Raw genomic sequence first — 13,479 nt, 5'->3', positions numbered from 1 at the left:
CCACTTCTAAAAGAAATTATTGTGATACATCGATAGCGCGCCAAGTCCAATTGAATATAACATATATTAAGCGTAGTATTATTACGCTTAATATCGCGTTTAATCATAAAATGCGTAATTTTATATATTTAATAGTTTTTCCCAGATTTTATGAACAAAGAACATTATACCGAAACTGAAATTGGGACTATTGTAATTCAAGAGTGCAAGCTAAAAGGATATTCACAAAAGACGATAGATACTTATCTGCACCATATTAAGAAATATGTATTCTCAGGAAAACAGCCAAGAGAATTTTTACTTGAACTTATTGAAAAAGGTAATTCTGAAGAAACAGTAAGATCTGCAAGTTTCGCAATTAAATTCTATCTTAATACAATCAAAAAAGAAAGCTCAGAAATACAAGATATTCTTAACAATCTGCCTAATCTTAAACGGGAAAAGAAACTTCCAGTGATACTTTCTAAAGAAGAAATTGAATCCCTTATTTCTGTTACAAAGAACATTAATCATCGGTTAATTATACAAATATGTTATTCAGCTGGCTTAAGAATCAGTGAGATAATAAACCTTAAATGGCATGATATTGATTTTGACAGAAACTTGATTCATTTAAAAAGGGCAAAAGGAAAGAAAGACAGGATTGTTATGCTCTCTTTAAAAGTTAAAGATGGTTTAATGAATTTAACTCTCAATAAGGAAGGATATATCTTCTTGACAAACAGAAGTGGTAAGTATACACAAAGGACTATACAAAAAATCATAGAAAATGTAGCTATAAAAGCAGGTATAAGAAAAAACATTACACCTCACACATTAAGACATTCTTTTGCAACACATCTTTTAGAAAATGGAACTGATATAAGGTACATTAGAGATTTACTTGGTCATTCAGATATAAGCACAACATTAATCTATACAAAAGTTTCAAACAAAAACATTCGCAATATTAAAAATCCATTAGATGATTAATTGCTCAATTTTTTTCTTTCGAACAAAGACTCGAATGAGACGACTTCATCCAGCAGATAAATCCGAAGGTATTCCTCCTGCTTTTTTATAAAAACATCACTTTTTGACATGAAAATTTTAAATATTTTTAACATCTTTGCCAATACAAACCCGATCACCTGATTTAGCAAATTCTCCTTCAAGGTTTAATATATTGCCCTGTTGATCTTCAAAAAAAATACAAAAATCCGATTTTATTCCTGCTTCATTTTTAATACTTTGATAATCTTTGTTAATTATCTCTGACAATTTTATAGGATTAACTTCATCATTAATTACAAATCCAAACCCGCTGTTCTTTACTTCAATTGAGAATAATAACTTTTTAGATTCAGATTCAATTCCATTATTAATATTCAAATATGATGCAAATATCCCTGCAAAAATTAAAATTATCAGAAGTCCCATAAAACTTCTGACCCTGTAATCCCGGACAATATTAAACATTTTCTTCTCTTTAGCTATATTCATCCACTTTAATTAGTTTAAAATAGAATTTATAGGTATATAAACGTTTCGCCAATATTATTTTACTGTTTAGTCACGTAATAGGGTAACATTTTTTGTAGTATTTAAAAGACTAAACAAATTCTCGACATTATTTAATGATGAAGGTGAATTTTATGGCAAAATTAACTAAAAAAAAAGAAAATGGATTGTAAACCAAATCAAACGAGGTATGCCTATTAATCGCATTGCATTAGCACAGAAGATTAATCGGAAGACAGTTTGGGAAATAAATAAAAAATTCAAAATTCGAGGAAATGATGGATTAGAGACCCATAAATCTGGGCGACCATTTGAGTCTCTAAATATAAATTTCTGTAATTTGGTTATCAAAGAATGGAAAAATAATAAATGTGGTGCTCGCAAGCTTCATGCAGTCTTCAAACGCAAGGGTTTTGGTGTTTCAAAACGTAAGATAGAACAAGTTATGATCAAAGAAGGGTTTCAGAAACCTTTTCTGAAACGAAGAAAGCCAAGAAAATACAAACGCTATGAGTGGCCAATTCCAAATTATATGTGGCACACTGACTGGCATAAAATAAAATCAATAAAGTTGACTGAAAAGCATATTCTCGTATATATTGACGACTGCTCAAGAAGGATTATGGGTTATATTATAGGCAGTGAGACTACAAAAAATTCTTTATTTGCTCTATATAATGCTATTAATGAACATGGCGTAATTCCTTATTGTTTGAATAGTGACAGAGGAACCCAATTTATAGCAAATAAATTTGATAAAGAGGGTAAAGCAAACCATGCTTTTCAAATGACACTTGAGGAATTGGGGATTGTGTTCATACCATCCCAAAAGCGACATCCTCAAACAAATGGGAAGAATGAAAAATTTTTTGATATTTTAGATAAGGAATTTGATGAACGTTTTGAGAATATTGACGACTTTATTAGATGGTATAATGATGAACGTTTAAGTGAGGCATTGGATTACATGACGCCTTCTGAGGCTTACAAAAAACGCCTTTAAAAAGGCGTCAAAATGTTACGTTATTTCGTGGCATGTTACCTTATTTCGTGACTATAGGTTTTACCGTGGAGAAAAGATGAAGCGGTCACGAATTAGCGTAACATATTAGTAAAATCTTTGTAAGAGTTATATGAAAGTTTGATTTAAATAGAATTTGCTAGATTTTCTATACTTGAGAATATAAGTGGATGTTACGTTATTTCGGGACTATACACCAATATTATTTTACCATCTAATTTTTAATTTATCGCTTCATAAACTTAATACTCTGCATCCCAATATAATTCAGTTTTAATTAAAAGAATTAATTTCGATTAAAACAATTAATTTAAATTTGATGTAATTTTTATCATGTTAATTGCTTTAATTAGATTTAATTTAAATCTGGTTTAAATCAACCACATCTCTAATAGCTTTTATTTCCAATATTAAATCATTAAGCTGTTCAGGAGTTAACTTGGCTATGTCAATTTTTATTGACACAATAGTATTACCTCTGTGTTCTTTCATATTAATAGATTTTATGTTTATGCCTTTAGTAGATATTGCAGATAATATGTCCATAGCAATCCCTATTCTGTCTTTTACAGTAATATTAAACTTGATTAAATCTTCTTTTTGTTCAGTTAATTGCATATTGATTAGTTTATTTTGATCAAGCTCCTTGACATTTGGGCAATCAGAATTATGTATATGCACCCTATTATCTTTTGTTTTAAAACCAACTATTTTTGTTCCGTTCTCAATATTGCAACATTTAGATATCCGGACCATTTTTTTGTCAATATCAGTTATAACCATATCTAACAAATCTTTTGAATGTTGAAAATTATCTTTCTTTTTTTCTTTTATAACTAGCCCCAGGGATTGCCTTATTTTACTTTTTGCAAGATTAGTTTTTACAAAATTAAGCCATTGTCTTGAAGGTTTAACTTTTTTTTGAGTTATAATTTCAACAATGTCCCCGCTTTGCAAAACATAATCTAATGGCCTAATTAAATTATTAACTTTAGCTTGTTTGCATAAATTACCCAGATTAGTATGAATCTCATAAGCAAAATCCACCGGGGTGGAACCTTCAGGTAGCGCAATAGGTTCACCTTTCGGGGTTATAACATAAATTTCATCTTTAAATAAATCAATTTTCAATGTTTCAATAAAATCAACCGCATTAGTTGAGTTTCTTTTCCATTCCAATATTTGTTTAAGCCAACTAATCTTTCGGTCAAATTTCTTATCTCTATCTGTGCCTTTATATCTCCAGTGCGCAGCAATGCCTTCCTCTGATTCTCGGTGCATATCCAATGTCCTGATTTGAATCTCCACTGGTTTTTTATTTAGCATGATTTGTGTGTGTATACTTTGGTATCCGTTAGGTTTCGGGTTGGCGATGTAATCTTCAAATTCAGATTTGATATATACCCAATTAGAATGTATTAAGCCTAAAATTTTATAACAATTTTCAATGCTATTAGTTATTATCCTTAGAGCAAGCAAGTCATAAATCTCTTCAAAAGATTTATTTTTTTTATTCATTTTATTATATATGCTGTGAAAAGATTTAGCTCTGCCCTGGATTGCGTAAATAGGAATTTCAATCTCATTTATTTTAAGTTTAAGCAGTTCAATTAGCTCTGTAATTTTTTGTTCTCTTTCATCTTTTTTTTCTGAAACTTTGGCAGCAATAAACGTGTAAATGTCCGGGTGTAAAAATCTTAAACACAAATCTTCAAGTTCACTTTTTATTAGATAAATACCAAGTTTATGCGCTATGGGCACATATATTTCCAAAGTTTCGGTTGCAATTCTTTCACGTTTTTCAGGAACGCAATATCTTAGGGTTTGCATATTATGCAGCCTATCCGCAAGTTTAATCAAAATTACCCTGATATCTTTAGCAGTTGCAAACAATACTTTCCTAAGATTTTCAGCTTTTTTTTCTTCTTTAGACTCAAACTTTAATTTTGTAATCTTTGTAACGCCCCTCACTAAATAAGCAATCTCTTCGCCAAACTCATCTCTAATCTTTTGAGCAGTAGTATTTGTATCTTCGATTACATCATGCAATAATCCGGCTGCAATAGTTACAGAATTAAGTTCAAGCTTTGCAAGCACATATGCAACTCTTAACGGGTGCTGAATATAATCTTCACCTGACTCGCGTTTTTGGCCAGCATGGGCTTTTTTAATGAACTCATAAGCTTTCTTGATTATTTCTAAGTTAGCGTTAGGATTAAACTCAATTACACGCTTAATCAAATGTTCATAGTCCAATTGCGATAATTCTGACATATTAATTAAGAGCTAAACCCATCTTTTTATAATTTACTATTAAATTTCGAGCTAGTCTCTGATTTTGATAATACTTTAAAAAGTTAAAATCTCGTTTTCCACCAGTGGGTTTCACTATGGCCCATATTTGATTATTTCTTTAATGGAAAATGAGTGCCTGAGAAACCCAACAGAGCAAGACAGATATGCGCCAATTTATAACGAAGCGGTAACTGGCGGTGTCGATTTCGATTAAATATTACAAAAAAACCGCTATTCTTAAAAAGCTTAAATTTATCCTCACTTATATATGAAATGTCTCGGTATTGAAACAACTGCCCATACATTCGGTGTCGCAGTATTGGATGAAAAAAAAATTCTTAGCAATATTAGAGATGTTTATACAACTGAAACTGGCGGAATGATTCCTTTTAAGTTAGGAGAACATCATTTAAACTGCTGCGATAAAGTGCTTAACAATGCTCTTTCACAGGCGGGCGTTGAAATGCAGGATATTGAACTTGTTTCATTTTCACAAGGCCCCGGACAAGGACACGCGCTTCGTGTGGGCGCAATGATGGCAAGGGCGTTATCTTTAAAATATAATATTCCGATAATAGGAGTTAACCATTGCGTGGCACACCTTTCAATAGGGTTGATGCAAACAGGTGCAAAAGACCCAGTGTTGCTTTATGCATCTGGCGCAAATACTCAGATAATCGCCTATGAGGCCGAAAAATACAGAATCTTTGGCGAAACTCTCGACATAGGAATTGGAAACTTTCTTGATTCGCTTGCCAGAAGTTTAGGTTTGGGATTCCCGGGAGGTCCAAAAATTTACGAACTTTCTTTGAAAGGAAAAAAATTATTAGATGTTCCGTATTTAGTAAAAGGCATGGATTTGAACTTTGGCGGGCTATTGACAAATCTAAAACAAAAATTTAAACAAGGCGAATCAAAAGAAGACATTGCATATACTGCGCAAGAAATTGCATATGCAATGCTGTTAGAGGTAAGTGAGCGCGCAATGGCGCATTGCGGAAAATCTGAACTTTTACTTGGGGGCGGTGTTGCATGCAATAAACGTTTGCAAGAAATGTCAATAAAAATGTGCGATGAACGCGGCGCGCGATGTTTTATTTTAGAGAACCAGTTCAATATTGATAATGCAGCAATGATCGCATGGCAAGGCATACTGGAATATCGCGCAGGCAAACGCCAAAAAATTGAAGATACAAAAATTTTGCCTTACTGGCGAACCGATGAAGTCATAGTAAACTGGAGATAATTAATCAGTAATTGATAAAAACCGTATGAAGCCATTATCAATATAGCTTTTTTATAAAATATCGCTTTTTTACAAAATTCTCATAATTTTATCTTCAGGATCATACAAATATTCTTTGCCTTTTATAGAATCGGGATAATAAATTTCAAAGATGATATCGTTTCTCCAAAGATTATAAATTTGTTTAAAGAAAGCAGTATTTCGAGGATTAAGCGGGTCTAATTCTTCTCCGGGCTTACACTCATAAAAAATATATAAACTCCCGCTCTTTTCGGAATTTTCAGTATCTACTGTAAAAATAGGGCAACCCTTAGTCTGTTTTTGCACCACAAGAGTAGAAATTACATCGTCAATATTTGCTATTTCAAGTTTGCCTGAATCTTTTTTAAAACCCATTTTTAACATATTAACGATATTCTGACTTAGATAACTTTGCACAAATGCTATGTCATCACAACACATTCTTACGTCTAAGCATTTCCCCCAACCATTTTCTTTATATATTGAATTATAAATTTCAAAACCTAGCTTATACACTTCAGGCCTTAATCCAAAATTTCTTGCAAAATCCCACCATTGCTGCGGATTAAAATACTCTTTTAAAATATTGAACTCTGCAAATGTTGCCCATCCTTCATTTGCAATTTGTGCGCGATAAATAGGATCAAAATATTCAAATTCTTCTTTTATCATATCAAATAAAAACTTTTGATAACATTCATTTTTACCAGCATGTCCATATAAATAATAAAACAAATTTTCTTTCTTTTTATATTCATACTGCAACGAATTTATCGAAGAGCTTGCAACTGACAATAACGATGTCAAATATTCATCGATTTTTTCACCATATTCAACTCTTAACATATCAACAATCTTTGCATTTACTGCCGCTTTATCAACCATGTTTTGACTAAGCTTTTTAAAATTACCATTATTCTTAAAAAAGTCTGCATGTCCCATTACATGCGCAATAACAAATAGATTTTCATTATAGGTGTTATCTTTTGAAAGGTATGCATATGCCGGATTATTATTTAAAACAAGCTCCAATATTTTCATATCCCCGCCACCCCGGTTAAATTTTTTATATTCTCTTCCAAAATCCCAATGGATAAATCTTTCAGGCAGCCCAAAGGAGGCAATTTGCGAAATATAACCAGGAGAAACCAGATTAAATTGTATCGGATAAAAATCCAATCCTAATTGTTCCTTTGCAATCCTTTCTAACTTGCAAATTTCAATATTTAATTTTTTGTCCATTTTGCCCTAAAAAATACAGCAACATTTCCTTAATGCTTGATTCATTTAAATCGAAAATATATATTTTGGCATTATCCCTGCTTAACTTTTCCACATATTTATAAAAACCAGTTAAATTTTTTTTATTGGGGTTAACTCTTGCAATATAGATATAATCAAATTCTTCTAATACTCTTTCTATATATTCATATGCTGCTTCGTCATCATTAGTAGAATTATCCAAATCTGAAAAAAAGAAAAAAAATTTATTATAATCCCTATATTCTTGGCTTATCTCATACCCCAGCTTAATTCCTTCAGATAAACGCGTTCCTCCTACTGGTTCAACACTTAAAAATTCTTCAAGCGTTACTTCTTTAGCATTATCATTAAAAAAAATGTACTTTCTCTCGTTTTTTTGATAAAACTTGTCAAGATAATACCATAAACAAAAAACAGTTTTCCGTATCAATTTTGAAGTTTCAGGATTGATGGAACCGGAAATGTCCATTACATATTCTTCCAAGACCATGACATCAGAAACTTTTTTTTCGATTTCGTTCCAATACCACCCGTCTTTTTTAGGGTCAAGGATACAGGCCCCTGTTCTTTTTTCTGAAAGGTGCCTGACTAATGAATCTTCAAAAGTTTGATCAATATCAAGTTCGTCTAACGCGCCAAACCTGCTAAAATCATCATATTCCCTATCTTCTTTAACGTTTCCCCCTGTCATGACAAAATTTAATTCTGGAAGTTTAAGATCTTCTATTAAAAACTCTTGAGCCATTTTAATAAATTCTTCAAGACTAAATTCAACATAATTAACTTCACAAGAACTCTCTGCGCCAGCAGAATTATCTAAACCGCCCCCATTATCAGGGATGTTAAGGGTGCCATCACAATCCGCGCAATCCCCAAAAACTAATTCTTTACTGCCGTTTCCATTACCTTCTTCTTTTAAAAAAGGCCTGGGCAAATATAAGTTATCAGTTTCAAATTTGATTTTATGAGTTTCAGGATCAATAAATTTTTCTTTTTGCAATAATAAATCTAAATCAATCTTATCTTTAAAACTTCTTTTCAGTTTTTCATGAGCATCTTCAGCAATCTTGCCCCTATTAATGCGTTTCAATGTCAATCACCCACTACCACCACCAACCATAGCCAAGGGCATTCTCGTCAGATTCATTCACCCGGAACTCGTTAAGATCCCGCATTTTCCCATTTCATCCCGCCGGTTATAAACTAACAACAAACACAAATTTTAACCATGGGCCAGAAAATATAATAAATCATTTCCGCACTCATCACAACACCGATTTTTAGAGGTTAATATTTTTTTTAAATCAGTAACCAATCCAGTATTTGAAGAATGCGCTGATAATGCATTTCTTACCCTTATTTCAAGATCCTTCCCAATTAATTTATTGATAGCATATCTAATTTCTTCTTTATCTCTATAATCCATTTTTAAAAGCTTATCTTCATCATATGCTAAAAACGTCCTTTCGAACGCTTCAGGGTCCGGCAGAGGAATTTTTGATTTTGTTGTTATATTAACATAAATATCATTTAATAACTGCACATCCGTTTCAGTTAAATCTTTTTTACCATTGGCAGACCTTTGTTTCTTTTTTAAAATCCGTATATATTCTTCAAAATAAGCCTGCCCTCTACAACGAAAATCTTCAAATGTTGAAAGATCTTCAACAATTATCTCATGCAGCCTGTTTCTCATACTTTCTTTAAGGGTTTCAGTAAAAGTTTCAAAACTTTCAAAATATTTACCCAAATCATTTTTTTTTAAGCGTTCAGAGGACATTACGGTTTCAAGCGCATTTAGATATGTATCAAAACTTATACAATTTTTATTTTCTCTAACTGCATTACTGTGCGCAATTGACATGATATCCTCAAATAATCTTGGCGCAAGTCCATTTTTCCCCCCAGATTTCTTTCGGGATTCTAACGCAATTTCAGCTATATAATTTTCTAAAATAAATGGATTAATGCATTCAATAGATTTACCCCTTTTAAAAATTAAAGAACGATTTATTTTATCCAGTCTTTGTTTATAGATTCCGACTTCAGACCTTTTATCTGTAACATACTTAAACTCAACAACATATGCTCTTCCAAACAATGGCTCAAGTATGTTTTCAGCTACAGCTTTATCATATTCGCCAAAGTTAGTTGCTCCGATTACAATCATGTCAACGGACAATGGCGGAAAATTTTTGTATGTAATCTTTTTATCCTGTGTTAAGTTAAGCAGCATTGTTAATATCTGTTGTCTTGATTTTAACATTTCTTCCCAGTAAAATAATCCGCGATTTGCCCATATAAGTTTACCATTCCAATCATACGCTTCAGAATTAGATTTTGCATTTGCCAAAGTTGCAAGTTTACTATAATCAAGATTGCCTAAAAACTCAGTCTCGTCTTCTTTCCTCGGATCATTAGAGATATGTTCACCAATCCCGCTTCTTGGCCCAATATATAACCGCCTTACAGGTAAATCAAGATAACTTTTATATTTTTCAATAGTAGCTTCACACACAGGACACGCAACACTGTGCATGTGCCATTCAATGCCCTGCTTTTCTCTTTCTTCTCTTGGCACCAAATCATAAGGGTGTTGATTAAATGGACAACCATCCACTGCCATTAATAACCCGCTCTCGGTTTGCGAACTCTGGTTCAAAGAACCCATTTCTCTGGCGCCTGCAAAATATTGTTCAATCATCATTATTTCTTTTTCAAGGCCTTTAATATTAGGGAAAAGTTCATCTCTCTTATAAAAACTAAAAGTATCAGCTACAAAATCATGAGTTGTTCGTTTTAATCTAAAATCAGTTTTACTTTGATTAACATAATCTCCCAGCGATATGATACCAAAATCCATTTCAATTACCTTCCATTTTAGATAAATATTACTATCTTTTATTATTAATTTATGGCGTATGACACTTAAAAGTGTTTTCTTTTATAAGTGCTTTTCAGATTTAGGGGCATGTACTTGCCGGACAAATCTTATTGGAGTCATACTCTGCCGCAGATTTGCCGAGTTTTTGCAAAAATGTTAAACCTTGTTCATCAGCAAAATAATCTTCTAAATTAATAACTTCGCCAGGGTATTCAGGGTCAGGCAGATTAAGAATACTAATCCGAGCAACACTTGAATTTTTTATAATGTTCCAAAATAAATGCGGATCCAGTGTATTTATAGTATAATCAATATCATATTCAACTGTTACAGTAAAAGGTTCATTATTTTGCTGAGTAATGCTTTTTACAGCGAACCGATTAACTCTAAAATCTGAGTGATATGCTTCGCCAGCTGAAATATTAAGTTCATTAAACCAGTAATATGCGCTTGTTTTAACCGGGTCAGTGATATCTTCAAGTTCACTTTTGACAATATCTGAAGGATTTCCGGTGATTATTCCGTTGCCTATGCTTTGCAATATATTAAAAGTTGCGGTTTTTATAATTGTGTCAATATACAAATAATTAAGCGAACTTGAAAAATCATTTAATGTTTGTATTCTTGTAGTGACTGGTTCAATTTTTTCAATGCCAGATATATTTTTAGGGGGCGTTGTTAATGCAAAAACAAGCAAACTTATTATCATCATTGACATAAGCGTAAAAAACATTCCATTTTTATTATTTCTTATCTCCATACATTTAACCTCACTATATAAGGCCCGAATATAGCAGTATCATCATAATTCCCCAAAATTACTCTCTGTGTTGAAATTAAAATCTTAGAATTTTCTTTATGACCCTCAATTTCAGCATCAATTAATACCGCATTATTAGGGATATAACTGGTGTAAAGCCTGGAATGCTTATTTGCACCGCACCCGCCCTCTTTTGTAAAATTAATCTCTGCATAGTACGGTCTCGGCACAATATTATTTATAATTCCATACATGATAGAATTAGCATCTTTTAATCCTTGGACTTCACCTTTCTCACAAAAATCATAGAAAAATTTACCCACTTGTTGCAGTATGCTTGAGGCATTGTTATCAATCTTATTATCCTTAAAAAGCCGCATAATTTCAGAATTTTGTTCAAGGTTAATATCAGAAATATTTGTGTTCGCTAATGCCCCTAATAAATCTTCGCCTATATGATATGAAGGCTTAAAAATTGGATAACTTACATATATTGAACCAATTATAACAAAACCAGTAACAAGCACAGATATTGCTATTAATCCATCCAATAAAAAAAAATAACCTTTTTTATTTTTATTCAACATAAAAAAAATAAAGAATTTAGACTTTATATATTTAATCTAATTTTGTAATATTAACTTATATAAAATGACAATCCTTGATTAATGTTTAATCTATTCCCAAACAACAATATTAATCACTATTGGCTTGCCATTATAAATAACAACTTTTCTTTGCGTGACAATATTGTCAGAGTTAATATCAAGATCAATTTCATCAGAACATAATTTTGAACAATCATTATTAGAATAACATTTTCCTGACACAGAACTAATTTTAAACCCGCAACCGCTTTGGCAATTATCCCCCGAAACTGCTGGAACGCATGTGCCATTATAACATCCCGCAAATCTGCATGCGGCGTTGCACCTTATCTCTCCGACAGTCCCCTGCAAATATTGACTGCATGATGTATTTCCGTTTAAATTTGTCCTATCACATGCTTCTCCTGCATTAATATAACCATTTCCGCATCTTCTTGTACCGCCACACCCGTCATTTGTATCATCCTGGCAGTTGCACAACGAATCTAATGTTCCTCTGCACCTGCCATATAAACAAAATTCTCCGGAACGGTCAACATCACATGATGGACAACCATCAAACTGGTTATCAATGCAATATAACTGGCCATCTTCAAACCTTGTGCATGTTCCGTCGCATGAAACTGTATCTAACGTAACCGCGGTGCAAGATTCTCCTTCACTTAATCCCGCGCACTGGTTTGTAGGAATACATTCACAATTTTCATTATAAACTCCATCATAACCCTGGGCAGTAGTACATGAATCCCAAATATTCCCTGATACGCATTCTAAAGGAGCGCATGTATTAACATCCCCGTTGCAATCAGAATCTTCTAAATCGTCATATCCATCACAATCATTGTCCAGCCCATCTCCGCATAAACCTGTTTCTTGATTTACAGTCTTTAAACAAAGCAAAGGACCACTGCCTTGACAATCAGTGTCTACGCCATCCATATCCCCATCACAGTCATTATCCATGCAATCATTACAACTGGCTTCTATATTTTCTTGCCCCATTGTAGTTCCGGGACAGCAATCAATGTCATCAATAATTCCGTCACAGTTATCATCTAGGTCATTATCACAAATTTCAAAAGTTCCAGGGCAGCAATCAATTTCATCAATTGTTCCGTCACAATTATCATCTTGGCCATTATCGCAGATTTCTATAATTCCGGGACAGCAATCAATGTCATCAATAGTTCCATCACAGTCATCATCTAAATCATTATCGCAAATTTCAGGACCGCAAGCAGTATTTTGACAGCATAAATTATTAGTGTAAGAATTGCATTCTCCAATGTGGAGATTTGTAGTCCCATCAGAAAAAGAGGTCACGCACATTTCAGTTATTGCATCACATAAAGCTTTATACTCACATTGCAAATTTCCCTGTTGATTGCTTAAATATAATTTATTATCAAAATTTGATTCAGTATTCAATTCAACGTTGGCATTGGTTGATGAAGATAAATGCAATACATCTACATCACCTGAAACTGAATTCGCTGTAATCCCTGGACAACATAAAATATTGATATAATTCGTTTCCGTTGTATATTCAGCATGCGCGTTGCTAGTTGATGACAAATGAAGCACAGGATTTTCTCCAGGGAGGCACGATGAACGAACAAAACAATCTGCAGCATTTACTCCCCCAACTAAAATTAGTAAACCTGCAATATAAATTCCCAATAAAAGTCTTTTATTCATTTTAGATATTATATTTTTTGGGATTATCCCTAATTATAATTTTAGAGTTTCAGATTTTATGATTTTTATTGGATTTCCACTATATCAATTACAACTTTAGTTAAGTCTTCTCCCATTAATTCATAATTTACCCGTATCCATTGACCAGGTTCAAGATGCATTTCTTCAATTGTACTAAATTGA

At 32.6% G+C, this 13,479-nt stretch carries 11 protein-coding genes; 3 read left to right on the top strand and 8 right to left on the bottom strand.

Going from position 1 to position 13,479, the window contains the following annotated elements; all coding sequences use genetic code 11:
• Positions 1 to 150: 150 nt before the first annotated feature.
• Complete coding sequence (locus J4418_02910; GenBank protein MBS3113005.1) at positions 151 to 972, top strand: tyrosine-type recombinase/integrase; 822 nt, start codon at positions 151 to 153, stop codon at positions 970 to 972.
• A 117-nt stretch (positions 973 to 1,089) separates the two neighbouring features.
• On the opposite strand, the gene J4418_02905 is transcribed toward J4418_02910, so the two are convergent.
• The gene (locus tag J4418_02905; GenBank protein MBS3113004.1) at positions 1,090 to 1,419 is read right to left on the bottom strand and encodes a hypothetical protein; all 330 of its coding nucleotides are present in this window, start codon (positions 1,417 to 1,419) and stop codon (positions 1,090 to 1,092) included.
• Between the two features lie 271 nt (positions 1,420 to 1,690).
• Between J4418_02905 and J4418_02900 the strand changes: the two genes are divergently transcribed.
• Positions 1,691 to 2,503 (top strand): transposase family protein, encoded by an 813-nt coding sequence (locus J4418_02900; protein MBS3113003.1) that lies wholly within the window; start codon positions 1,691 to 1,693, stop codon positions 2,501 to 2,503.
• A gap of 378 nt (positions 2,504 to 2,881) precedes the next feature.
• Here the strand turns inward: J4418_02900 and J4418_02895 are convergent, their stop codons facing one another.
• The gene (locus J4418_02895; protein MBS3113002.1) at positions 2,882 to 4,795 is read right to left on the bottom strand and encodes a bifunctional (p)ppGpp synthetase/guanosine-3',5'-bis(diphosphate) 3'-pyrophosphohydrolase; all 1,914 of its coding nucleotides are present in this window, start codon (positions 4,793 to 4,795) and stop codon (positions 2,882 to 2,884) included.
• Between the two features lie 289 nt (positions 4,796 to 5,084).
• On the opposite strand from J4418_02895, the gene kae1 reads away from it, so the two are divergent.
• Positions 5,085 to 6,062 (top strand): N(6)-L-threonylcarbamoyladenine synthase Kae1, encoded by a 978-nt coding sequence (gene kae1, locus J4418_02890; GenBank protein MBS3113001.1) that lies wholly within the window; start codon positions 5,085 to 5,087, stop codon positions 6,060 to 6,062.
• Between the two features lie 69 nt (positions 6,063 to 6,131).
• Here kae1 and J4418_02885 read toward each other — a convergent pair whose 3' ends face one another.
• The 6 genes from J4418_02885 to J4418_02860 all read right to left on the bottom strand — a co-directional run bounded on the left by J4418_02885 (position 6,132) and on the right by J4418_02860 (position 13,296).
• The gene (locus J4418_02885) at positions 6,132 to 7,325 is read right to left on the bottom strand and encodes a SpoVR family protein (protein ID MBS3113000.1); all 1,194 of its coding nucleotides are present in this window, start codon (positions 7,323 to 7,325) and stop codon (positions 6,132 to 6,134) included.
• Complete coding sequence (locus tag J4418_02880; protein MBS3112999.1) at positions 7,303 to 8,436, bottom strand: DUF444 family protein; 1,134 nt, start codon at positions 8,434 to 8,436, stop codon at positions 7,303 to 7,305. Before J4418_02880 ends, J4418_02885 begins: the two co-directional genes overlap by 23 nt.
• Positions 8,437 to 8,568: 132 nt before the next feature.
• Positions 8,569 to 10,209 carry a hypothetical protein gene (locus tag J4418_02875; GenBank protein ID MBS3112998.1) on the bottom strand — a complete coding sequence of 547 codons (1,641 nt, stop codon included), beginning with the start codon at positions 10,207 to 10,209 and terminating at the stop codon, positions 8,569 to 8,571.
• A gap of 100 nt (positions 10,210 to 10,309) precedes the next feature.
• The gene (locus J4418_02870) at positions 10,310 to 10,990 is read right to left on the bottom strand and encodes a hypothetical protein (GenBank protein ID MBS3112997.1); all 681 of its coding nucleotides are present in this window, start codon (positions 10,988 to 10,990) and stop codon (positions 10,310 to 10,312) included.
• Entirely contained in the window at positions 10,981 to 11,577 is a 597-nt protein-coding gene (locus J4418_02865; GenBank protein ID MBS3112996.1) for a hypothetical protein, read from the bottom strand. The genes J4418_02870 and J4418_02865 overlap by 10 nt, the downstream gene beginning before the upstream one ends.
• Positions 11,578 to 11,667: 90 nt before the next feature.
• Positions 11,668 to 13,296, bottom strand: a complete 1,629-nt coding sequence (locus J4418_02860; protein ID MBS3112995.1) for a hypothetical protein — start codon at positions 13,294 to 13,296, stop codon at positions 11,668 to 11,670.
• Positions 13,297 to 13,479 lie beyond the last annotated feature (183 nt).

The sequence above is a fragment of the Candidatus Woesearchaeota archaeon genome (assembly GCA_018303425.1).
In the GTDB taxonomy this organism is placed as follows: Archaea; Nanobdellota; Nanobdellia; order Woesearchaeales; family JAGVYF01; genus JAGVYF01.
The sequence above is the reverse complement of the archived record's forward strand: the minus strand, read 5'-3'. Positions and strand labels throughout refer to the sequence as shown.